The sequence below is a fragment of the Paenibacillus pedocola genome (assembly GCF_031599675.1).
GTDB lineage: Bacteria > Bacillota > Bacilli > Paenibacillales > Paenibacillaceae > Paenibacillus_AQ > Paenibacillus_AQ pedocola.
In genome coordinates this window covers 2,525,192-2,548,914 of record NZ_CP134223.1, presented here as the reverse complement: position 1 = coordinate 2,548,914, position 23,723 = coordinate 2,525,192, and the positions used below count along the sequence as shown (strand labels likewise).

Below are 23,723 nucleotides of genomic sequence, written 5' to 3'. Positions count from 1 at the left end.
ACATATGCGCTCTCATTCTTATCTTAATAAAAACGAACCTGCTCTCCACCCTGAAGAACTGTGGAAAGCGGGTTTGTTTGTAAGTCAGCGGCTTAAATAAATAAATTAACTCCGGAATCTCCGGCGGCTCCAAGATAGCTTGCTACTCCGCCATAATCAACCCCTGCGATCAACTCTTCCTGTTTGATTCCCATAATGTCCATACTCATTGTACAAGCAATCAGCTTAACGCCGGCTTTCAGCGCCTCATGCATGAGCACCTCAAGAGAATCCACATTTTTACGGCCCATCGTATGACGGATCAATCTGGCTCCTAAGCCGCCCATATTCATTCTGGATAACGGCAGCTTTCGGGTACCTTGCGGCATCATCATTCCGAACATCTTGTCGAGCCCCTTTTTCTTCACTGCTGAAGCCTCTCCCTTGCGCAAAACATTTAGCCCCCAGAAAGTAAAGAACATCGTAACCTGCTTGCCCATAGCGGCTGCACCGGAGGCAATGATAAATGAGGCAATCGTTTTGTCCAGATCACCGCTAAACACGATCATCGTCGTACCGTCCTTGTCAGCGGATGCCGGAGCGGAGGGTTTTTCGCCAGTTTGTTGGCCTAAACCTTTGCGGAGCAGCGCCTTCACCTTGCCTGCGGAGACATCAACTGATTGCAGGGTGTTGTTCGTTGAAAGACACCACTGCTTAATATCCGCGGCAAACCCGAAATCAGTCGCTTCTATCTCCAGCTGCTGTCCCTCCTGCATGGAATTCACAGTCTCATAGACTTTGCGTATAGGACCGGGGCACTGCAAACCGCAGGCATCCAGAAAAAGCTGACTCCCTGCACTATTATTCTCATTGCCACCGCCAGCTGTAAGAGTGTCCGTTGCTTCTGTTTCTGCTGCTACTCCGGTTTCCGCAGAAGCTGTTGGCTCAGAATTAGTCCCTCTGCTATCTGCTGCCATTACAGAATATGTTTTGTAGCCTCCGTCGACATTCTTTACCTTATAGCCATGCTGGGTTAGCATTCTCGCAGCAATATAACCTCTCAAGCCTACCTGACAGGAAACAGCCAGTTCCCGGTCCCGGGGAATCTCGTCCAGCCGCTCTCTCAGCTCCGAAAGCGGAATATTAACGGAACCGGGAATATTTCCGGCCAGCAGCTCTACCGCGTCTCTGACATCAATTAAGAGTCCGCCTCCGGCAGTGAACTTATCCACCTCGTGCCATTGCATAAGAGAGACCAGTCCATCCATCACATTAGAAGCCACATATCCGGCCATATTGACAGGGTCTTTGGCAGAAGAATATGGCGGAGCATATGTCAGTTCTATATCTGCCAGCTCGTTCACCAGCAGATTCCCGCGAATGGCGGTCGCTATGACATCAATCCGCTTGTCTACACCTGCTGCCCCCACAGCTTGAGCACCATAGATTGCTCCTGTATGCGGATTAAACAACAGCTTCATGGCAATTGGAGTGGCTCCCGGGTAATAACCGGCATGTGAATTCGGGTGAATATGAATCGACTCATACGGAACGCCAATCGATTTGAGCGTCTTTTCGTTATTACCTGTAACCGCAGCAGTTAGTGCAAACGTCTTGATAATCGCACTGCCTAACGCCCCGTCATAAGAGATTGCTCTGCCATTAATATGATCCGCTGCCAGCCGGCCTTGGCGGTTTGCTCCCCAGGCCAGTGAGACCATAGTGGCAAAACCATGGTTACGGTCCTTTACCTCGATAGCATCACCAACAGCATAAATATGAGGATCACTCGTCTGCAGAGATGCATTTACCTTAATTGCTCCGGCGAATCCAAGATCAAGGCCGCAATCCCTGGCCAATCCGTTCTCCGGGGCTACTCCGATTGCCAGGATAATCATATCGGTTCTGAGCTCGCCGCCTGAGGATAAACGCAAGTATTGGCCCCCTTGCTCAATGGCTTCAACACCTTCACTCAATCTGAGCTCTACCCCATTCAGCTTAAAGTGATCCTCAATGATCCGTGCCATTTCCGGATCCAGCGGGTTCAGGAGCTGTCTCCCCCGGTCAATCAGAGTCACCTCAAGCCCCCTCTCCCGCAGATTCTCCGCCATTTCCAGCCCGATAAAGCCACCGCCGATAACTGTAGCATGCTTGGGCTGCTTATCGTCAACATAGGCTTTAATCCGGTCAGTATCCGGGATATTTCTTAAGGTGAACAAATTCCCGGCTTCGGCGATTCCTGGAATCGGCGGGACTACAGGTCTGGCCCCCGGAGACAGGATCAGTATGTCATACAAGATTTCCCCTGCTTCACCTGTAAGCACATTCCGGAACCGGACAAGCTTCTGGTCACGGACAATCTCAGTCACTTCATGAAATACTCTCACATCGATGTTAAACCGTGCTCTAATTCCCTCAGGCGTCTGAAGAAACAATTTCTCGCGGGAATTAATGGATTCCCCAATATAATAGGGCAGGCCGCAATTGGCAAAAGATACATGCTCACCACGCTCAAACATTACAATCTCATCCTGCTCATTCAGTCTGCGCAATCTTGCAGCAGCAGAAGCGCCTCCCGCTACTCCACCTATAATTACAATTTTCCTGTTCATGTTCACCCTCCTAGTTATATACCCTATGGGGTTTATAGTATACCGGTGGGGGTATATTGTCAAATGTAAAAAACCGCCTATTTCTAGGCGGCTGCGGTTCAAAATGAATTCTATTGGGACAAGCGGGAAGCCAGCTCGTACAATTCAGTATCGAAGCCCTTCTTCGTGTTAACAACCTTATCGATATCAGTAAGCGTTAATTCGCCTTTTATGATTCCGCAAGCTTTATCTGATTCGCCTTCAATCAGTTTGCGTACCGCGAAGTCGCCCAAACGGCTGGCCAGGTTACGGTCTCCTGGAGTTGGTGTACCTCCGCGCTGGATGTGACCCAGAACGGTTACCCGGGCATCAAGTGTCGAGTGACGGTCTTTGAGGGCTTGCGCTACATCTTCACCTTTGCCTACGCCTTCAGCAACAATTACGATACTGTGGCGTTTGCCTCTGGCAAAATTGTCCTTCATCCGGTCTGCCACTTCGTTAAGATCGTAAGGCATTTCCGGCACCAGAATCGTTTCCGCTCCGGAAGCCAGTCCTGCATGCAGCGCGATATCTCCGCAGTGACGTCCCATTACTTCGACTATGGAAGAACGTTCGTGGGAGGACATCGTGTCACGAAGCTTATTGATTGCATCTACAACCACACCTACAGCTGTATCAAAGCCGATAGTGTAGTCTGTGAAAGAAATATCATTATCAATAGTTCCCGGCAAAGCCATCGTGTTGATCCCGAGCTTGCTGAGTTTGTTAGCGCCCTTGTAAGAGCCGTCGCCGCCGATAACTACCAGGCCGTCGATTCCCATTTCATTCAGGATATCCGCGCCTTTCTGCTGTCCTTCCGGTTTCACGAATTCAAGACATCTTGCAGACTGCAGGATGGTTCCTCCGCGCTGGATAATATCGCCAACACTGCGCAGATCCATCGGGAAAATATCACGGTTCAAAAGGCCTTGGTAGCCGCGTTGAATACCGAATACTTCAATACCGTAATAGATTGCACTGCGCACAACCGCGCGAACGGCCGCGTTCATGCCCTGGGAGTCTCCTCCGCTGGTTAATACTGCGATTCTTTTTACATTTGCCATCCTGTTAGTTCCTCCTTAAAATTGTGTGAAGCTTGGGGTCCGGAAATGGAATAGCCGCTTCACAGCATTTAATACATGTGTTTGCGTATCCAGCGGCTGTTGACGAAGAAGAACAATCTGGTCAGCGGACTTCTTCTCATTAAACGCTTGGATACCGAACGAACCTCCCGCTGTTCGCTGACTTTTGGATCGGATAAATAAAGTGCCAGAAGCCCCTCGATGACCATACGATGCATTGAGGTCTCAGGTAAATTCTGGACATCCTTGCGGGCCCACTCCACGATGGAAGCGATCCGATTCAGCATGGTATCAGTATTGTCATAATAATTGCAGAAATTGAGGTCTCCGCCGGCCCGGTCTTCGTCCTGATCAATCAGATAATCGAGCATGATGTGTAATCCGCAAAGATGCGGAAAGTACGCTGCACGAATCGAAGCCGCTTTCGATGTGCTTAGCCGGGGGTCGCAAGAGGCCAGGAAAAGCATGAACACTCCCAGTGTAGAGCCGGTTGCCGCAGCAAATTCATTCCAGTGAAGATGCGGAGCACGCTTTCCTTCCACCGCCCACCATTCCTTCAGGGCAGCTTCCCTGAGTTCGGGGCGGATGTGCTTGTACACCTGCAAATCCGTATACAGCACGGCAAGATCATGAATCTCCGCAGCTGCCGCAGCATAGCCTGGTAAACACGCAGTCATCTCCTGGCATTTACGGACAAGCCTGTGAAGATATCCGCCGTCATTCTGCTCACTGCGCAATGCATAATAATTGACGGGTTCAGCCTTAGGATTAATGGCGTCCAGCATTGATTGATGCAGCAGCCTGAAATCGGCCGGATCCAGTGAGGTACTGCGGTCACACAGATTGTCCAGATAATCACTGATCGTTTGATAAGCGACAATAAGCGGAATCAGTATATGTCTCATCGACAAATTGCCGGCAGCATAAATACCGCCGCCTTCACAATGAAACTGTTTGGTTTCAATGCTGGCAAGCGCTTGTTTCCGGAGTTCGGGATCGGGAATCCCTTCCGCATCTTGGCGCCAAAAGTGAAGACATTCCCGCACTTCCGGCAGCACGTACTTATAGACCCTGCTCATAAGCCCTATCGGGCTTCTGGGGCTTAGGTAACGGCCTTGCTCAAATTCATTCAATGACAGTGCCTCCACATTGTTGTCTCCTTATCCAAATCATCATTATTATAATATGCAGAGCGTATTTGTACAAACAACAAAATCACTTTCGCAAAACGTTGAAAGATTCAGAAATAGACAATTTTAACAAGCTTTTAACAAACATCGCGACTTTCCTTTATGCTATACTACTCGTATTTGAACCTTAAGGAGTGCAATTTCATGGAATCCGGACGGACCGGCGGGCAGTATAGCGATCAAAACTGGCTGCGTTCCTTTATGTTTACGCTCTATGGCACCAGTGTGCTGGTAGTTTCTTATTTCCCGTTATTTTATACCCACCTCGGCTTTAGCAGTCCTCAGGTAGGCCTCTTGTATTCCCTTGGACCCCTGATCTCAATCCTGTCCAATCTGTTCTGGAGCATGATGAGCGACCGGCTGGGAACCATCAAAAAGATTATGGCTATTCTGCTTGCAGGTCAGCTTGTTACCGCTATAATGCTGGCCAAAGCCACGGACTTTGGGATGGTCATGCTTATTTTAACCCTTTTCTACTTCTTCTATTACCCTGTTTTTCCTCTCGCAGACACGATGGCCATCAAAATCGCACAGCGTCATGGGCGGAACTTTATTGCGATTCGTGTGTTTGGCTCGCTGGGATATTCCTTTTTTGCGCTTACGATCGGATATGTACTGAGAGCACTCGGCTCTTCTTACAGTATCGGTGTGTGTATTGTAATCGTAGTAGCTGCACTTTTCATCACCCTCGGACTGAAGGATGTGAAGCGGACCGAAGGTGCACCGGACAACAGTAAGGGTTCTGCCAAAATAAGCGCAAAGGGCGGCGGGCTTAAAGAAATTCTGCTGCAAAAAGAAGTCCTGTGGTTCTTTAGCTGCGTCTTTGTGCTGGCACTTGGCCACCGGATGAATGAAGCCTTTCTTACGCTTAGTCTGAAGAGCATGAATGCCGGCGATGAGGTTATCGGCTGGGCGCTGCTTGCTTCTGCACTAAGCGAGATTCCAATCTTCTTCCTGCTTAGCAAATACGGGGAACGGTTCAAGGAGCTTCCTCTGCTCGCTTTTGCCAGTCTGATGTATGGTCTGCGCTTTCTCTTCATGTCGCTTGCGGATGTGCCCGGCGCCATTATTGCAATCCAGGCCATGCACAGCATTTCGTTTGGCATTTTTTATGTAACAGCTGTCAGGTATATTACACGTATTATTCCCGACCATCTCCGCGCGACCGGTCTGGCGATTTTCACGGTAGTATGGTCCAGTGTATCAGGTCTGCTAAGCGGCACCTTCGGAGGGCTTATCTATGAGGATTCCGGACGGAGCGTCTTCTATCTGGTCGCTATGGGCTTTTCGGTACTCGCATTCATCGGTTTTCTCGCTAAGCATCTGATGGATATCGGCGGATCTTCAAGCCGTTATTTCAAGAAAAAGACACTCCAGGAAGCGGGTCCTGCAGAGAAGCCTTCCCTCTAATTCATAGCAAGCAAAATAAGACCTGCACTGCCCTTACAGGGTGGCGCAGGTCTTATTAAGCATAAAAAAACACAGTTCCCGAAAGAACTGTGTGCTCTGTAAATTGTTGGTTACCACTCTTGCAAGTGCCTGCCATAAATCAAATATATATTGCAGCTGACAGATAATCTGTCCAGCCGTTTCTTATAATTTAACTACGTTAGCTGCTTGTGGACCGCGGTTACCGTCAGTGATATCGAATTCAACCGCTTGGCCTTCATCCAAAGTCTTGAATCCGTCGCCCTGAATAGCTGAGAAGTGAACGAATACGTCTTCGCCGCCTTCTACTTGAAGGAAACCATAACCTTTTTCTGCGTTAAACCATTTTACTGTACCTTTCAAATGAACAACCTCCTAAAAATACCGCCATATATGGCGTATGCTTACATTATACTCCAGCTAATACTGCAAAGCAATCCATCATTTCCCTTTATTAATGATTTAATTTGCTTTTCACTTACCCGGTGCGTTATCATTGACCCAAAAGCCAAAAATCGCCAGGGTGGTAATGACAATGATCAAAAAACATGAAATATACAAAACAGACAAATGGAATATGATGACCGTTGAGGTTCAGGGTCGCTACATTATCCTCCGGGAAATTTCCGATCAATGGGGAGAAGAAACGCATACTTTTATGAGCCGGCCGGCCATGATGCAATGGGTCAATAACCGGTTTAACAAAGAATCCTATAAAGATAACGAAGAAGAATACAAGAATATCATTGCAGCTTTCAAGCAGGTATAGAGGGGCATGGATAACGAGAGTCTGGTCATATTCGTTATAGTAGTCCTCTGTCTTGGTGCCGTGCTCATTATGGGCAAGGAAAAAGTGCCGCCGCGCCTTAAGCGCGGCATGGCGCTAACCGCTGTAATTCTGATTGCTCTAGCTTTTATCTTCATTATTTATAGCTTGCTGGCATAACTCTCTAAGAAGCTCATACATCAGAATTTGGCAGGGCATACTAAGCCGACTTTACGATCCAGGAGGCGCAGGTCATGTCCTTTACCGTCAAATCTCTATCGCTTCTATTAGCGCTGTGCCTGCTTCCGGGTGATTTCGCAAGCGCTGCAGCACAGAATAATATGCCTGCTACATCTCATCATTTAAGGAGGATTTCTATGGAACAGTTATTGAAGAGAAGTGAAGTGCCCGCCGAAAACCGCTGGAAGCTTGAAGATATGTTTGCATCGCAGGCGGAATGGGATTCTGAATACAGCGAAGTCAAAGAGCTGATTAAAAAAGCCGCCGCTTTCCAGGGCAAACTGGATACACCGGAAGAGCTTAAAGCTTGCTTTGAGCTGGATGACCAATTGTCGCTGCTGACTGAACGCCTGTATGTTTACGCACATATGCGCCAGGACGAGGACACCGCCGCACCGACCTATCAGGCGCTTACGCAAAAAGCGAAAAAGCTGAGTGTCGAAGCTGGTGAAGCTCTTTCTTTTGTAACTCCTGAAATTCTGGCTTTGCCTGTGGAGAAGCTCGATCAGTTCATCGCTGACCCTGCCCTTTCCGCTTATACCTTTACCTTGACAGAAATGAAGCGTGAAAAGGCGCATGTCCTCTCCAAAGCCGAGGAGGCGCTGCTCGCTCAGGTAGGAAACATCTCCCAGGCGCCGCAGAATATTTTTGGCATGCTGAACAACGCCGATCTCAAATTCCCCAAGATCAAAAATGAGGAAGGCAAGGAAGTGGAATTGACTCACGGCAGTTATATTCAGTTCCTTGAGAGTCCGGACCGAGAAGTGCGCAAGAACGCTTTTAAAGCCGTCTATGAGACTTATGGCAAGCAAAAAAACACTATCGCCGCCACTCTTAGCGCAAATGTTAACAAAAATGTATTCTACTCTCGGGTCCGCAAGTATCCGTCCGTGCTGGAAATGTCGCTCTACGGCGATAATATTCCCAAGGAAGTCTACACCAACCTGATAGACACCATTCACGAGAGCCTGCCGTTGATGCACCGTTACATGAAGCTGCGCCAGAAGCTGCTTGGCGTTGATGAACTACATATGTATGACCTGTTCGCTCCGCTGGTGGATGAATATAAGCTGGATATTACCTTTGAAGAAGCGAAGAAAATCACCAAAGAAGGTCTGAAACCGCTTGGAGAAGACTACCTCAGTGTGCTGCAGGAAGGCTACGACAAGGGCTGGATCGATGTCTACGAGAATGAGAACAAACGCACCGGAGCATACAGCTGGGGAGCCTACGGCACCCACCCGTATGTGCTGCTGAACCATAACAACAACTTGAACAGCATGTTTACACTGGCGCATGAAATGGGTCACGCCCTGCATTCGTACTATTCGGATAACGCGCTTAAGTACCGTGATGCTCAGTACACGATTTTCCTCGCCGAAGTAGCTTCTACAACGAATGAAGCGCTGTTGATGGATTACCTGCTGAACAAGTCGACCGATCCTAAAGAAAAAATGTATCTGTTGACCTACTACGCTGACCAGTTCCGTACAACGGTATTCCGTCAGACGATGTTCGCCGAGTTCGAAAAGATTATCCACCAGCGTGCCGAAGACGGCGAGTCGCTGACTCCGCAGGATCTGTCGGCCATCTATTATGATCTTAATGTGAAGTACTACGGCAAGGACATGGTAGTTGATAAGGATATCGAAATGGAGTGGGCGCGGATCCCGCATTTCTACAACAGCTTCTATGTTTACAAATATGCTACCGGCTTCTCCGCAGCAACCAGCTTCTCCAAACAGATTCTGGAGGAAGGCAAACCGGCAGTGGACCGCTACCTCGGCTTCCTGAAGAGCGGCGGCAGTGATTATTCGATCAATATCCTGGCCAAAGCCGGTGTTGATATGTCTTCTCCGGAACCGATCCGCGAAGCAATGAGTGTCTTCGAGAGCGTCATCGAGCAGATGGAACAGTTGACCAAATAAAATATACAGCTTAGGATTGAGGTAATCCCTTGCCCCTCGCGGGCAGGGGATTTATACTGTTACACTGTCAAAGTGGGAGGATATCATATGAAACTGCAATGGTCGCTAATTTTAGGTTTAATCTTTGCGTTGCTTACAGCTGTATTCGCAGTGATCAACGTAGATCCGGTTCAGGTGAATTTCGGCTTCGATCAGATCGAGCTCCCGCTTATTCTTGTTATTTTGGGCTGCGCCGTCATCGGCGGGGTCATCGTCGGTTCCTACGGTATATTCCGCCAGTACAAGCTGCAGAAGCAAATTAAGGTACTGAACGCAGAGCTGTCCAAGCTGCGGGATGCGGGAAACGCGTTTGATCCCTTATCTCCTAATGCCCAGCATGGCAGGCTGGCTGAAGAGCCAAACATGGAGCGCTAAGTACTTTACCACCTATTCTAAATCATGAACTGGAGGGCTTAATCTTGCTTACAATTCAGCCAAATGAAGACTATATTCTATCCGTTCTCAAAAAACTGCTTGATACCCCCAGCCCCAGCGGCTTCACCGCTGAGGTTATGCGGCTCGTAGCCGAGGAAGCGGCTGCGCTGAACGTTCCGCTCAGCTGGAACGAGAAAGGCGGCATCATTCTCAGCGTGCCCGGGCTTGATCCCTCCCGCACCATCGGCATTAGTGCGCATGTGGACACGCTGGGTGCGATGGTCCGCTCCATTAAGCCAAACGGTACGCTGCGCCTGACCTCTGTCGGCGGATTTACAATGAACAGCATCGAAAATGAATACTGCGTCATTCATACACGCAGCGGTCTGACTTATACCGGCACCATTCTGACCAGCCATCCCTCGGTGCATGTCTATGCTGATGCGCGTGACTTCAAACGGTCCGAGGAGAATATGGAAATCCGGATCGACGAGCTTGTCTCCACCAAGGATGATGTGTTGAAGCTTGGTATAGCAGTCGGTGATTTCATCTCCTTTGACGCCCGCGCGGTTATTACACCAAGCGGCTTTATAAAGTCACGCCATTTGGATGATAAAGCCAGTGTAGCCGCCCTGCTCGGCCTGCTGGAAAGCATCAAGCGTGAAGGCTGGAAGCCGCTTCACAATCTGTCCCTCCTGATCTCCAACTTCGAAGAGGTCGGCCACGGTACGGCATGGATTCCAGGCGAAATCAGCGAATTCATAGCTGTAGACATGGGCGCCATGGGGGATGACCTGAGCTGCAAGGAAACGGATGTTTCCATCTGCGCCAAGGATTCCTCCGGCCCTTATGACTATGCTATGACCAGCCGTTTGATCGATCTGGCGAACAGCCTGGCGATTCCTTTTGCGGTTGACATCTATCCGCAGTACGGCTCAGATGCCTCCGCTGCGCTGCGCGGCGGCAACAACATCCGTGCTGCACTGATCGGTCCGGGGGTACATGCCTCCCATTCCATGGAACGCACACATAAGCAGGCCGTACTGAATACGGCCAAGCTGCTCGCCGCCTATGTCGGTGCAAACTGAAGCCGGAAGCGGTAAATTGCGGCGGATTTGTACGCGCAAGCGATGGCCGCTTAGCTTCGCCCTGCTCGTCCTGCTTGTTCTGGTGATCGTGATACCGGCAGTTCTGCTGAACAAGCCGGAGAAACAAGTGCGGGAGGCCTTCAGCGGCCTCCCGCATGACTATGAGTATCTCGAAGCGGTAAGCCCCGGTCAGGTTCAGCTGCATATGATGGCAGTCGCTCCGGAAAACGTCAATCTAAGGGCCGCAGGTTCTGATTTGCGCAGGGTTCCCGCTTACGGCATTAACGGCGGCTTCTTCTATGGAACCGATCTCCTGTCGGTGGCGGTCATGAATGATGCCCCGGTGAATGGCGCCAAGGGCGCTTATGGCTCCGGCTGGTTCAATGCCAAGTACGCACGCGGCACACTGGTCTGGGACGGTGCTACCGGCAGGCTGACGGTGCAGACCGTTTCCTCAGGCGATGAGCTGTCCGTGAGTGACCGGAGCCATTACTGGGCCCAGGGCGGCATCAGCATGAACCTGCAGCAAGACGGGCTGTGGGCAGCTGTCATCGCTGCCGAGCATCTACCTTACGCAGACGAGCAGCGGATGCGCTCCGGACTCGTCTATGACGAAACCGGGAAGCTGTGGCTGATCGTCACGCCAACACTCTGTACGGCTGAAGAGTTCCGTACAGCTGTGCTGCAAACCGTTCCAGGCAATGGACGGGAGGGCATCTTCCTCGACGGCGACGGCTCCTCACAGATGAATGCTGACGAAGCAGTCCTGACCGGAGACTCCCGTCCGGTCAAGCAGATGATTGCAGTGGCGGGCGGCAAATGAACGATTACAAAAAGAAGCAGAATCAGCGGAATTCCCGTGCTGACTCTGCTTCTCTTTTTCATATGAATGTTATCCTGACATTCCGCATCTGGCAAAACGCTCATCCTTCTTATTTCGGTCCAGGACGCGAAGCCCCGTTCCGGACTTGCCGATCAAGTATTGAACTAGCATAGTTTCCTCATCGTAATCCTCACTCATGGATAGGACAGCTGTAACTCTAATTCTGGTTGCCGTACGGCTGGTCACCCTTACTCTTCTGGGAATGGTTGTGAATATACCAGGATCGCCTACTATGACGTATAGCCTGTTATTCCTCCTGATTGTATGCAAATTGCAGAACATCCTGTTGCTCATGGCAATCCCCCAGTAATGCCTGAAATAAGATATCACCTTCACCCTCGTACTGAACCTAAGCGGCAAAAGATGATATTCGTTTCCTCCGACCGTGATCGCTTTATTACCGTCCCCGGAATAAAAGACCTCGAACCAGACACCTTCCGCAGCATCTATCAAATCTTTTAGCTTGCCGGGTGTTTGTGCTATTCGTGCCATAGCCGCTCCCCCTCTGAATAATGTATTAACTGGATTAAGGCATCATTTCCTTCTGGTTTCTATTTAGAATAATCAGTCTCGTACCGGACTTGCTGATAACATACCGGACCATCAAAATCTCATCATCAGACTCCGGAACAATGGACAACGCGGCGGTTACTCTGATTCTCGTGTCTGTTCTGCTTGTAACTGTAACTTGTCTCGGAAAGATAGGCAGAGGGCCGGTATCCCCTGCTACCACATACAGCCGTCCGTTTTTTGTAACAGTGATTAAGTTCCGGAACATCAGGCTGCTCATTGTAATTCCCCAATATTGTCTGAAATAAGCCAGCACTTTGGCTTTGGTGCTGAAGCGAAGCGGCAGGCGGTAATATTCTCTTCCGTTCACGTAAATAACCTTGTTGGTATCGGCAGAATAAAAGACCTCAAACCAAGCCATTTCAGCCGTTTCAATCAGCCTCTTAATCTCACCGTTCGTCTGGGATATCCTCAGCATCTTCAACGCCTCCTTGTAATACTGTATTACAAGTCGCACGAAGTGCCAGGGTGCTTGACCCGGCTGAACAAGCCTATTTTCTATAGTTACTTCAAGAGAGGCAGCAGCCTCAAAAAAAAAAAGCAAGCTGATTACCGGTTACTCCGGTCTCAGCTTGCTTTTGAATTGTTGCGATCCTTACGGCCAGATCTGATCCAGCTTATCCGAATAGAACGAGATCGCTTTGCTGTAATCTTTAATCCCCGGATCAGCAGAGGTTTCCGCAAGCAGCTTAAGCAGAATCTCCATCGCTTCATGATGCGATCCCAGATTGTGAAGTGCCATCGCGAGAAATGCCGGGAACTCTTTGCGCTCCGGATATTCCCGGGCCCCTTGCTGAAGCACCTCCCTGGAACGGGAGTACTCTCCCAGCGTTCTATAGGTACTCCCCAGTCCAAGCAACGCTCCCGCCCGCTGATCCTGAGGCAGCCCTAACGCAAGGCACTGTTCATAATAGGGAACAGCTTCCCGTTCAAGACCCAGCACATCATGCGTCCAAGCCAGCTGGTACAGCAGCTCTGCATTCTCACTGTCCTCAATCAAAAGATTGAGCAGAATTATCCTCGCTTCTTCCGCTTGGCCCGCGCTGCGTAAGGCAACGGCATCCAGCATGGTATATTTCAAAGGCCGCCGCCTCCTGACTATTGATTAAATAATGCTATTAAAGCCTAAGCCTTGCCGGCAATTCTCTCCGCAAGCTCATTTAGATACGTCCAGCGCTCCATCAGCCGATCCAGCTCCGCTTCACCCTGCCGCTGCTGTTCGACCAGCTCCTGCAATCTGCCCGAGTCGGCAAAGGCCGCTTCCATCTGCGCAGTGATATCCACGAGATGCTGTTCCGCCTGCCCGATCATCTCATCAATTGTTTCGTATTCACGCTGTTCCTTGAAGGTGAATTTGACTTTTTCCCGGGCCGGAGGGACTGCCGCGGCACTCGCGGCCGGCTCCTGAACAGTATTCTGTTTACCGTTCATTTCTTTGTCCGCGCTGCTCTGCGCAGGTACATTCTTCGCCAGCCATTCTTCATATTCACTGTAATCCCCGACATGTAACCGGATTTGGCCGTTCTCAAATGCGATCAGCTTATCGATGGTACGATCCAGAAAATAGCGGTCATGGGATACGGTAAAGACGACACCAGGGAATTCATCGAGGTAGTCTTCGAGCACTGACAGTGTGCCGATATCCAGATCATTGGTCGGCTCATCCAGCAGCAGCACGTTCGGTGCCCCCATCAGTACGCGCAGCAGGTACAGGCGTCTTTTCTCGCCGCCGGACAACTTGGAAATCGGCGTCCACTGCATGGCTGGAGGGAACAGGAACCGTTCTAGCATCTGGCCTGCCGTAATCACACTGCCGTCAGCTGTACGGATCACCTCTGCCTCTTCCTTAACATACTCAATCGCCCGCATGCTGTCATCCATATCCTGATGCTCCTGAGTGAAATACCCCAGCTTGACCGTAGCGCCCAGCTGAACTTCGCCGCTGTCCGGCTGCAGCTTCCCGGCAATCAGATTAAGCAGGGTAGATTTGCCGCTGCCGTTCGGGCCAACGATGCCGACCCGATCCTGCGGTACCGCGATATAGGTCAGATCTTTAATCAGGGTCCGCCCGTCCATGGATTTAGTCAGGTCCTTCATCTCGATGATCTTGCGGCCCAGCCGCGTGGAAGCCACCGAAATGTCCAGTGATCCCGCCGCGCTTCCTCCTGTGCTTTCCTTGAGCTTCTCGAAGCGGTCGATTCTGGCCTTCTGCTTGGTCGAACGGGCCTTGGCACCGCGCCGGATCCACGCCAGCTCCGTGCGCAGCAGGTTCTTGCGTTTCTGCTCCGCTGAGGCCTCACGCTCTTCGCGGTCGGCTTTCAGCTCCAGGAACCGTGAATAGTTCGCTTCATAGCGGTAGAGGCGTCCGCCGTCCAGCTCCAGCATCACGCTGGCTACCCGCTCCAGGAAGTAGCGGTCATGCGTAACCATCAGCAGCGCTCCGCGCCGTTTCTGCAAATATTGTTCCAGCCAGGCCACCGAATCGGTATCGATATGGTTCGTAGGCTCATCCAGAATCAGCAGCTCAGAAGGCGTAATAAGTGCAGCCGCTAGTGCTACACGCTTGCGCTGACCGCCCGATAGCGTTCCCATTTGTGCGTCAAAGCGGGTGATGCCGAGCTTGGTCAGCACCGTTTTGGCTTCGCTCTCCAGATGCCAGATGCCGGCTGCGTCAATCTTATGCCCAATCCGGACCATTGCACCTTCAAGTTCCGCATTGCCTGGGCTCTTGTCCAGCTCAGCCAGGATCTCCATATATTCACGCATCGTACGAAGGTCCGGATCATCCCCGGCAAACACCTGCTGCAGCACGGTATTGCCCGGCTCGTACGGTGGATTCTGCGCCAGGTACTGCACCCGCACATCGTTGCCGATAGCGATTTGTCCATCATCGGCAGTATCCAAACCTGCGATAATTTTCAGAAAGGTAGATTTTCCTGTTCCATTCACACCGATAACGCCGATCTTATCCCGGTCATCCATCCCGAACGATGCATCCTGGAACAATGTTTTCTCTCCATAGCTTTTGGATAGATGCTCCACAGTCATAATATTCATGCTTTGTCCTCGCTTGCCTTATATTTTAGTAGCGGGTTACGCTTCTTCTTGATGATCTTCATGCAGTGTATGTACCGCCGGCACATTCTGGCTGCCTAATGCGCCGTGGATAAAGAGTCCTGCAGCAAATTCTGCCCGCTTATGCGCATCCGCCTCCGAAAAACCGGGACGCAGCATAATATCCATCTTCAGCCTGTCCAGCATGCCGATATAAGACTCTGCCAGCAGCTCCGGTTCGGCGGCACCGCTCTCCTGCATAACCTTCATTACAGACTGCATGTATTCTTCCATGAATTGGGTCATGTAGGCCATCAGCTCCGGATTGTTATTAGGGGCCCGGAAGAACAGTTTAGTATGCTGCTTACGCTCATAATAGTACAGCAGGTGATGTCCGGCAATGGCCGACAGCTTATCCGCGAGGGTGCTGCAAGCCTGCAGTAGCTTTTCAAGCCGCTGGAGGAAGTCCTCACAGTCACGGCGTGTGACGGCCATGAACAGCTCTTCCTTGCTTTTGAAATATAAATAGACCGTGCCCTTGGCAATTCCCGCACGTTCTGCCACTTCCGACATCTTCGTCTCGTAGAAGCCTTCCGAACCAAAAAGTTCATACGCGGCATCCAAAATGGCTGTATGCTTGTGACTTACTGTGCCGCCCAAACGGTTCACCTCCAATTAATGACTCTATATATTGAACTTGTAATTCTTATTTTTGGGGATTGGTCGTGACTACAGAGAATGTTTGGACTTTCGGCCGCTGTTGTCATCAGATTTCTTGATTAGAACCGCTATTAGCGGTAGAAATCTGATGACTGCTTATGCTTCCGAAGCGACCTTTCCTACGGAAAGCTTTCAGGCGGACGCTACCGCTCCTACAGTTCCAAAATTCCCCTCCGCCACTTTTCCCTAAATGTCTATTTTAAGTTCAATTAAATGATTGATTTGCTCTGGCGCCTGTTTACAGTAAACTAACCAGCAGGGCGGCTGCACCGCCAATGATGGAACTGATCGCATTGACAGCATCATTGTCCATCCAGCGCCAGCCTCTTGCGTATACAGTAGGCTGACCGCAATGCCGAGAAGCCTCCACCTCACGGCCGCATACGGAGCAGCGGTTCATCCGCTGCACTGTAGCGCCCAGGATGGAGTCGGCGAACGCGCCGGCGAGTCCGCCGATAAGGCCGGCTAGCGACAGCAGCAGGAAGGAATGGTCTTCCATTCCGGAAGCCGCACGCAGCAGCCAGGAGGCAGCGCCGATCAGCGCCCCGCCCGCGGCAGCGGCTAGTGTGCCCGGCAGCGATACGCCGCCCGAGGTTCCCGCCGGCAGCACTTTGCCTGTCAGCACAGAACGGGGAGGCTTCTTCGCCAGGGTGCCGATTTCCGTGGCCCATGTATCTGAGGTCACGGTCGCCATTACGCCAATGAAAAGAAATCCCCAAAGCTCCAGCGGATAAACCGCGTTCAGCAAGACGAGCAGCATACCCATTCCGCCGTTCGCGAAGACCTGCCCCGCATCACGCGTGCCGGTCTTATCATAGGTCAGCTCAAGCTCTGCTTTGTTCTCGTGATGAAGCTTCGAGAGCAGACTTGAGGAGATAAAAAAAAGCAGAAGAATACCGAACCAGAAAGCATTGCCTGCTCCAAAGTAAATCGTACCCATTACAAAAGCCGCGATCATGCCGGAGAAGCTCAGCGAACGCTTCCGGTAAGCTGCTCCGGCAACCAGCAAGGCGCCACAGGCACCTAATATCCACAGCATATCATTCAGCTCCCGTTAACCGACGAGGCAGGTGCCTAAAAGCTTGTCGCCCCAGAACAGCTCGAAGGAGTCTCCTGAAACGACCGGCCCCACCCCTGCCGGGGTTCCGGTAAAAATCACATCATCTTTACCAAGCCCATACCGCGCAGCGATGAATTCGACGATTTTTTGCAGTGAAAAGATCATATCCTTCACATTCCCCCGCTGCACCTCTACACCATTCTTGAGGACAGTGAAATCTGTAGCTTCCAGTTCTTCCTTTTCGGGAAAAGCAATATAAGGGGTGAGCGGAGCGGCGTTCTTGAAGCCTTTGGCCGGCGTCCAGGGCAGGCCTTTCTTCTGCAGGTCATTGTGCACATCCCGCAGTGTGAAATCGAGACCCAGCGCCATAACATCCACCAGCTCGTCGACACTCATGCCCGGCACATAATCCCGGGCGATACGCAGGACAAGTTCTCCCTCATAATGGATCAGCCCGGCATCCTGGGGAAGATGAATAATAGCTTTATCTAGCGGAACAGCAGCATGGGAGGGCTTCAGAAAAATCAGCGGTTCTGCAGGAACCTTGTTCCCCAGTTCCTCCGCATGCAATCTATAATTACGTCCAACACAGTACACATTATTTACATCAGCACACATCGAAGCTTCAGCTCGCTTTCCCGTCAAATTTGAATGCAGTCAGACTTCCAAAAAGGTGTCGCCCCATATATCCGGGCGGTTCGTACAGATCATGATATCCGAATGCATCTCAGCCAGGCGGCGCATTTCCTTCGCCTTATCTACGGTCCAGGCCATGGTCTTCACTCCGCGTTCGGCCAGCAGCTTGGCCAGCCCGGCGTTGATTCTAGTAAAGCTGATTGACAGAAAGGAGCAGTCCAGCTCCTTCACCTTGCGCGCAGGATCACCTGAACGGGAGTCATAGATCAGCCCGGTACGAAACCGGGCATCCAGTTCTTTTACCCGTTGAAGCACCCCTGCATCGAAGGAGGTCAGCACTACTTCATCGCGCATGCCTTTAGCGGAGATCAGATCAATGACCGCCTTCTCCAGACCCGGATACATGTCGCCGCTCGTCTTCAGCTCAATATTCAGCTTGAGTCTCCCGGAAGCAAGATCCAGCACCTCTTCGAGTGAAGGAACCTTTTCCCCGCGGAAGGCACGGCTCTTCCAGCCTCCCGCGTCTAATCGCCGCATAGGCTCAAAATCCATATTCTTCACCTTCCCGTGACCGTTGGTCGTCCGGTCCAGCGTGAAATCATGAATCACAACCGGCACGCCGTCCCTGGTCAGCTGCACATCGATTTCCATCCAGCTGACATAGGGCAGAGCAAGTGCCATCCGGACGGCGGCGAGTGTGTTCTCCGGTGCTTTACCGGAAAACCCGCGATGGGCAACACATATGTTTTTCATCATAACCACCTCCAGCAGAAGTATGATCAGTCCCCGGGCTGCTTACAACTACAAAGCCTTGCTCCAGCCTATCTACCGGCTTGGGTAACGCGTCCGTCACTGCCGATCTTGACTAAGCCGGAAGATAAGGACTGAACCTTGTTCAGCAAAAGCTGTCCGTCAGCATCATTCATTGGCACCGGTTGGCCTAATTCTGCATCCATCGGATGCAGAGTAAGCGAACACTGGCCTGTGATGCCGCATTCCGCCTGAAAGACAGCGGTCTCCCAGGTGGCCGCAGTCGTTGAGCGTGTAAAAATGAAATTCCCGGTGCTGAAGGCAATCCACTTGCCTTTGTAAGGTTCGATCCCCTGCAGTACATGCGGATGACCGCCCATGACCAGATCTGCTCCTGCATCAATGAAGCTGCGGCCCAGGGTCTGCTGGGCAGCGTCATACTGTTCCACCCGCTCTTTGCCCCAATGGACAACTACTACAACCAGATCCGCTTTTTTCTTGGCGGCTGAAATGGTCTTGAGCGCTTCCATACTGTCATAGACACTGGCTACTCCCGGCTTGCTTGCCCCCGCCATCCAATCGCTGTGTGGAATGACACGGGTGAAGCCGAGGAGTGCAATCTTGATCCCGTTTCGTTCAAAATATTGGGCGGTGTATGCTTCTTGGCTGTTCTTACCTGCGCCTACATAAGGGATCCCCCGTGTGCTCAGGTTGTTCAGTGTATCCAGCAGCCCCTGCTCACCCTGGTCTAGCGTATGATTGTTGGCCAGATTGACCGCATCCACACCTGCTGACTTGAGCGCATCCAGCGCCTGCGGGGCTCCCTTGAACACATACTGCTTATTCTCTGCACCTACGCCACCAGTGGTGATCGGAGTCTCCAGATTTACAATGGTCAGATCATCCTTCTGGAACATGCCATCCAGCGCAGAGTAGGAATAATCATAGCCCTTCTTCTGAAGCAAATCGGCTACTTTGCCCGAGAAAATGACATCCCCGGCAAAATTGAGCTTAACGGTCGCCCCTGAAACATCCCCGGGCAAGCCGGAAACATCCCCTGAACTGTTATCACCTGCACCGCTGCTGTCTGGCGAAGAGGTTACAGCAGCCTCCTCAGATGGAGAAGGTGTTGGTGAAACCTCCGGAGTAGCGGAAGGCGACGGCTCAGGTGACGCAGTAGCTTCCGGCTCAGGTGTCACCGTTGCGGAAGGCTGAGCAATAACAGGTTCCGGGGATGGGGATGGCGAACCTGCTGTCTCCGCTGACGGGGGCTGCGAGGTCGGGCCGCCGCCAGGGTCTCCAATAAAATAATAGGTTAACATGGCAGTAATCAATAATAATAAGCTTACATTAATCCATGACCATACCGTTCTGCGTCGGCGTTTACTGCTGCGCTTATTCTTCTCTCTTTTGCGTGATCGCGGCGGATACATGGGTACTAAGAATCTCCTTTGTATTAAAAGTGTTTCTATTATAGCATAACTCACACTCCCCCCTCCAAACCGCAGGGAGTATTGCTGCTGTTAACTTCATTATCCGGCAAAAAAAAGAACGGTGAAGCCGAATCATCCCGGCTCACCGTTCTTTAATTAAATGAATACAGCTTCGGGTTCCGGCTGTTTCTTCAAGCCGGCCGCAGCGCTTTCGGCAGCTTCCTTAGCCTGCTTAATGCAGTCCGGCAAGCCTATAGCATCATAGCCTGCGCCAAAAGCATAAACGCCGGGCAGCTTCTGTCCCAGCTCACTGCGGAAACCGGCTATTCTGGCCGGATGCCCGACAGGATATTGCGGCATCGAATGCTTAAGCCGGGTAATTTCCGCAAACAGCGGTTTAGCCGTAATTCCCATGATTTCCCGCAGATCCTTCAGCACCAGTTCCGTCAGCGCCTGATCCGGCAGCTCCACATTCTGCTCATCACCGGAACGCCCGACGTAGCAGCGCAGCAGCACTTTGTCATCAGGGCTGGTGTGCAGCCATTTCGTGGAGGTCCAGGTGCAGGCTGTAATATTGCGTCCTTCCTTACGTGGAACTAGAAAGCCAGAGCCGTCATACTCGGTGACGATGTCCTTCTTGGCAAAAGCCAGCACCACATTCGCAACGGATACATAATTAACGTTCTCCAGCGGAGATACATCAACATACGGACGGAACAGCTCCGCTGCAGCAAAATCCTGCACGGTGACATAAATATCATCCGCCTGCAGAATTTCACCAGTCTCCAGCTTCACCTCATACCGCGCGGCATCTGTTGCAGCATTGTTCAGCACGGTAATCCCCGCTGCTGCCGCTCCGGTCCGCTGCTCCACATCATGCAGTTCACGGATTAAGGCCTCCACAAGGCTTTGCAGACCATTACGGAAGGTCAGGAAGGCACTTTTCTTGGTACCTGTATGCGTCTCGACGGGCTTGCGGCCGGTAGTCATTCCACGGATCAGACTCCCGTACTTGCGCTCGACTTCACCGAATTGAGGAAAGGTGGCCTGAAGACTGATCTTACGCATATCACCCGCATAAATCCCGGCGAGCAGCGGTTCTGTCATATTCTCCAGGACCTCTGTTCCCAGGCGCCGCTCGATCAGGTCTCCGAGCGACTCATCTTCGCTGCTCCGGCGCGGCGGAATCACGAAATCGAGCATCGCCCGCATTTTGCCGCTGAAGGATACCAGGCCGCTCTTGAGGAACGGCTTCAGCTCGGTAGGAATGCCGAGAACCAGCCCGGCCGGCATCGGATGAAGCTTGCCCCGCTGCAGTATGTACGTCTTCTTGGCATTCGGATTGGTTGTAACCAGCTCATGATCCAGCTTAAGCTCCTTGGCCAGATCACTCATCACTGTTTTGCGGGCCAGAAAGGAATCCGGCCCCTTCTCAATGACGAAGCCGTCGCGGTGCAAGGTTTCAATTTTGCCGCCGAGTGCAGTTTCCTTCTCGATCAGCACAATATCAGGCCGGTATCCGGCTTCCCGGTAAAACTTGCGGACATAAAAAGCGGCGCTGAGGCCGCTGAGGCCTCCGCCGATAATGACGATCTTCCGGGGCATACCGGTCATGGCTGAATCACCTTCAGCTCGCTTGCCTTGGTGCGGACTACATCGCTGAGCACAGACATATACGCCGGATCGCTGTTCAGCGAATCAATCCGCATCAGCCGCAGATCCAGCTCGGAAGCAAGCGCCTGGGCTTCAATATCAAGGTCATACAGCACTTCCAGATGGTCGGACACGAACCCGATCGGAGCAGACAGCACATACTTCACCTGGCTTTTGGACAGCTCACGCAGTGTATCCAGAATGTCCGGACCCAGCCAAGGTTCAGCCGTTCTGCCTGCACTCTGCCAGGTGAACTGCCAGGAGGTGACTCCTGCCCTGTCAGCGATTGCCTTGGAGGTTTCGAGCAGCTGGTCCCGGTAAGGATCGCCCATGGCAAGAATCCGTTCCGGAAGGCTATGCGCGCTGAATAAGACCTGCACATCCCCGCGGGCTGCGCCGGTCTCTTCAAATTGATCCAGCTTGGCTGATACCCGTCTGCTGAGCACGTCTATCAGTTCCGGATGCAGGTGGTAGCTCTCCACGAATTCCATCCGGATTCCGCAGGCATCCGCTTTTTCTTTTGCCCGTTTGATGTATGTGCCAACGCTCATTACAGAATAATGGGGGGCAAGTACAATGCCGACCGCCTGGGTAATGCCATCCCGCACCATAGCTTCAACGCCGTCTTCAATAAAAGGCTGGGCATGCTTGAGTCCCTGGTAGCAAACATATTCCACATCCCCGCCGCTGCGGTTCAGCATCTCCTGCAGAGCCTCCACCTGACGGTCTGTATTCTCCCGGAGCGGGAACACGCCGCCGACAATCGCTTCGTAGCGATCCTTCAGCTCTTTAAGCTGCTCCGGGGAAGGCTCGTTGCCGCGCCGGATATGAGTATAATAGGCTTCCACACCCTCCAGACTTTCAGGCGTGCCGTAAGACATCACGAGTACACCAATTTTAGCTGTCACGGAATCCATCTCCTTTTACGAATAATGTTCATACCAGTGCTTGCGGTATTATAATTTCGGTGCAGCTGCTTGTTTCAGCGCCTGCTGTGAATACTCATGGATATACTCCGTCAGCTCTCTTAGCGTGTCCAGTGAAGCCTCCGGAAATAAGCCGTGACCCAGATTAAATATATATCCCGGCTCCTGTATGCCCTCGTCAATCAAATCCTTAGCCCGTTCCTTGAGCAGCTCCATTGGAGCTGTCAGCAGATAAGGATCGAGATTGCCCTGAATGGCAAAACCTCCGCCGGTTCTGCGTCTGCCTTCAGTAAGGCTCACGCGCCAGTCCAGTCCGATGACATCAGCCTGCAGCTTGGTAAGGCTTGGCAGCAGTTCCCCGGAGCTTACGCCCGGAAAATAAATCTTCGGTACATCAAGAACCGACAATTCGGCAAAAATACGGGAAATCGTAGGCAGCACATACCGTTCGAAGTCACGCGGGGCCAGTGCTCCCACCCAGCTGTCGAACAGCTGAAAGGCTTTGCCGCCGCTCTTCACATGGGCACGGAGATAAGCAATGACCATATCGCCCAGCTTATCCATCAGTTTCTCCCAGACGCGGGGCTGGCTGAACATCATTTCCTTGGTACGGTGATAGCTCTTTGAAGGCCTGCCTTCAATTAAATAACTGGCAATCGTGAACGGGGCACCGGCGAACGTAATCAGCGGTACATCCAGTTCCTTGTCCAGAATGGCGATAGTCTCCAGCACATGGCTGAGGTCGCCTTCTACATCAATCGGTTTCAGCCGCTCTACATCGGCAGCTGTCGCAATCGGATTCTCGATAACCGGGCCGATATTCTTCACGATGTCAAACTTCACACCGATCGAAGCCACCGGGTTCATAATGTCGGAATACAGGATAGCCGCATCCACACCCAGCTTGCGCACAGGCATCAAGGTCACTTCCGCCGCAAGTTCCGGCTGGCTGCAAATTTCCAGCAGCGAATATTTTTCCTTGATTTTACGGTACTCGGGATCATAACGGCCGGCTTGCCGCATGTACCATACGGGAACGTGGTCCGTGTCCTGCTGTCTGCAGGCGCGGATAAAAGTATCATTGTAGGTCATGATAAGATCTCCATTAGTTTGATAGGATAGTTGCTAACGCATATAACTTATTATGCCCCTTTTAAAAGATGGTAACAACCGTTCTCACGCCAACGGAATGACAATCCAATGACATTACTATGACAAGTGTTGCACCGGACAGCCAAAAATATATGATATACTGATAGAATGTCAATTTTTCGTGAATTTTTTAGATAGAAC

Annotated in this window: 23 protein-coding genes; 7 read left to right on the top strand and 16 right to left on the bottom strand. The window is 51.5% G+C overall.

The genetic code is table 11. The features are described from left to right. Positions 1–92: 92 nt before the first annotated feature. From QU597_RS10775 to QU597_RS10765, 3 genes are all read right to left on the bottom strand, one after another. Positions 93–2,591, bottom strand: a complete 2,499-nt coding sequence (locus QU597_RS10775) for a DsrE/DsrF/DrsH-like family protein (protein ID WP_310832635.1) — start codon at positions 2,589–2,591, stop codon at positions 93–95. A gap of 110 nt (positions 2,592–2,701) precedes the next feature. After that, positions 2,702–3,673: a 6-phosphofructokinase gene (pfkA, locus tag QU597_RS10770; RefSeq protein WP_054940018.1), complete on the bottom strand. Its 972-nt coding sequence runs from the start codon at positions 3,671–3,673 to the stop codon at positions 2,702–2,704. Positions 3,674–3,741: 68 nt separating this feature from the next. After that, the gene (locus QU597_RS10765; RefSeq protein ID WP_054942022.1) at positions 3,742–4,824 is read right to left on the bottom strand and encodes a tetraprenyl-beta-curcumene synthase family protein; all 1,083 of its coding nucleotides are present in this window, start codon (positions 4,822–4,824) and stop codon (positions 3,742–3,744) included. Positions 4,825–5,025: 201 nt separating this feature from the next. Here QU597_RS10765 and QU597_RS10760 point away from each other — a divergent pair, with 201 nt between their 5' ends. Beyond that, positions 5,026–6,291 (top strand): MFS transporter, encoded by a 1,266-nt coding sequence (locus QU597_RS10760; protein ID WP_310832633.1) that lies wholly within the window; start codon positions 5,026–5,028, stop codon positions 6,289–6,291. Between the two features lie 183 nt (positions 6,292–6,474). Here the strand turns inward: QU597_RS10760 and QU597_RS10755 are convergent, their stop codons facing one another. Next, positions 6,475–6,672, bottom strand: coding sequence for a cold shock domain-containing protein (locus tag QU597_RS10755; protein WP_019911834.1), 198 nt, complete (start codon positions 6,670–6,672; stop codon positions 6,475–6,477). A gap of 172 nt (positions 6,673–6,844) precedes the next feature. Here QU597_RS10755 and QU597_RS10750 point away from each other — a divergent pair, with 172 nt between their 5' ends. From QU597_RS10750 to QU597_RS10725, 6 genes are all read left to right on the top strand, one after another. Then, positions 6,845–7,078, top strand: a complete 234-nt coding sequence (locus QU597_RS10750) for a hypothetical protein (protein ID WP_036702226.1) — start codon at positions 6,845–6,847, stop codon at positions 7,076–7,078. Positions 7,079–7,084: 6 nt separating this feature from the next. Continuing rightward, a complete protein-coding gene (locus tag QU597_RS10745; RefSeq protein ID WP_206104253.1) occupies positions 7,085–7,255 on the top strand; it encodes a hypothetical protein in 171 nt (56 codons plus the stop codon). Positions 7,256–7,452: 197 nt separating this feature from the next. After that, the gene (pepF, locus tag QU597_RS10740) at positions 7,453–9,243 is read left to right on the top strand and encodes an oligoendopeptidase F (protein ID WP_310832631.1); all 1,791 of its coding nucleotides are present in this window, start codon (positions 7,453–7,455) and stop codon (positions 9,241–9,243) included. An 87-nt stretch (positions 9,244–9,330) separates the two neighbouring features. After that, positions 9,331–9,657 carry a LapA family protein gene (locus QU597_RS10735; protein ID WP_310832630.1) on the top strand — a complete coding sequence of 109 codons (327 nt, stop codon included), beginning with the start codon at positions 9,331–9,333 and terminating at the stop codon, positions 9,655–9,657. Positions 9,658–9,701: 44 nt separating this feature from the next. Then, positions 9,702–10,745, top strand: coding sequence for a M42 family metallopeptidase (locus QU597_RS10730; RefSeq protein ID WP_310832629.1), 1,044 nt, complete (start codon positions 9,702–9,704; stop codon positions 10,743–10,745). After that, complete coding sequence (locus tag QU597_RS10725) at positions 10,729–11,568, top strand: hypothetical protein (protein ID WP_310832628.1); 840 nt, start codon at positions 10,729–10,731, stop codon at positions 11,566–11,568. The genes QU597_RS10730 and QU597_RS10725 overlap by 17 nt, the downstream gene beginning before the upstream one ends. 69 nt (positions 11,569–11,637) lie before the next feature. Here QU597_RS10725 and QU597_RS10720 read toward each other — a convergent pair whose 3' ends face one another. The 12 genes from QU597_RS10720 to hemE all read right to left on the bottom strand — a co-directional run bounded on the left by QU597_RS10720 (position 11,638) and on the right by hemE (position 23,522). Continuing rightward, a complete protein-coding gene (locus QU597_RS10720; protein WP_310832627.1) occupies positions 11,638–12,120 on the bottom strand; it encodes a DL-endopeptidase inhibitor IseA family protein in 483 nt (160 codons plus the stop codon). A 34-nt stretch (positions 12,121–12,154) separates the two neighbouring features. Next, positions 12,155–12,616, bottom strand: a complete 462-nt coding sequence (locus QU597_RS10715) for a DL-endopeptidase inhibitor IseA family protein (RefSeq protein WP_310832626.1) — start codon at positions 12,614–12,616, stop codon at positions 12,155–12,157. 177 nt (positions 12,617–12,793) lie between these two features. Further along, entirely contained in the window at positions 12,794–13,267 is a 474-nt protein-coding gene (locus tag QU597_RS10710; protein ID WP_310833275.1) for a tetratricopeptide repeat protein, read from the bottom strand. Between the two features lie 56 nt (positions 13,268–13,323). Further along, positions 13,324–15,255 (bottom strand): ABC-F family ATP-binding cassette domain-containing protein, encoded by a 1,932-nt coding sequence (locus tag QU597_RS10705; RefSeq protein WP_310832625.1) that lies wholly within the window; start codon positions 15,253–15,255, stop codon positions 13,324–13,326. Between the two features lie 36 nt (positions 15,256–15,291). Continuing rightward, positions 15,292–15,912, bottom strand: coding sequence for a TetR/AcrR family transcriptional regulator (locus QU597_RS10700; RefSeq protein WP_310832624.1), 621 nt, complete (start codon positions 15,910–15,912; stop codon positions 15,292–15,294). Positions 15,913–16,210: 298 nt separating this feature from the next. Beyond that, positions 16,211–17,011, bottom strand: a complete 801-nt coding sequence (locus tag QU597_RS10695; RefSeq protein WP_310832623.1) for a DUF92 domain-containing protein — start codon at positions 17,009–17,011, stop codon at positions 16,211–16,213. Positions 17,012–17,026: 15 nt separating this feature from the next. Beyond that, entirely contained in the window at positions 17,027–17,650 is a 624-nt protein-coding gene (locus tag QU597_RS10690; RefSeq protein WP_054940009.1) for a fumarylacetoacetate hydrolase family protein, read from the bottom strand. 39 nt (positions 17,651–17,689) lie between these two features. Next, positions 17,690–18,421 (bottom strand): glycerophosphodiester phosphodiesterase, encoded by a 732-nt coding sequence (locus tag QU597_RS10685; protein WP_370656260.1) that lies wholly within the window; start codon positions 18,419–18,421, stop codon positions 17,690–17,692. 68 nt (positions 18,422–18,489) lie between these two features. Beyond that, on the bottom strand, positions 18,490–19,851 hold the full coding sequence (locus QU597_RS10680) for a CapA family protein (RefSeq protein WP_310832620.1): 1,362 nt from the start codon (positions 19,849–19,851) through the stop codon (positions 18,490–18,492). A gap of 156 nt (positions 19,852–20,007) precedes the next feature. Continuing rightward, positions 20,008–21,465 (bottom strand): protoporphyrinogen oxidase, encoded by a 1,458-nt coding sequence (gene hemG, locus QU597_RS10675; protein WP_310832619.1) that lies wholly within the window; start codon positions 21,463–21,465, stop codon positions 20,008–20,010. Beyond that, positions 21,462–22,412, bottom strand: a complete 951-nt coding sequence (hemH, locus tag QU597_RS10670; protein WP_310832618.1) for a ferrochelatase — start codon at positions 22,410–22,412, stop codon at positions 21,462–21,464. Before hemH ends, hemG begins: the two co-directional genes overlap by 4 nt. Before the next feature lie 48 nt (positions 22,413–22,460). Beyond that, complete coding sequence (gene hemE / locus QU597_RS10665) at positions 22,461–23,522, bottom strand: uroporphyrinogen decarboxylase (protein ID WP_310832617.1); 1,062 nt, start codon at positions 23,520–23,522, stop codon at positions 22,461–22,463. Positions 23,523–23,723 lie beyond the last annotated feature (201 nt).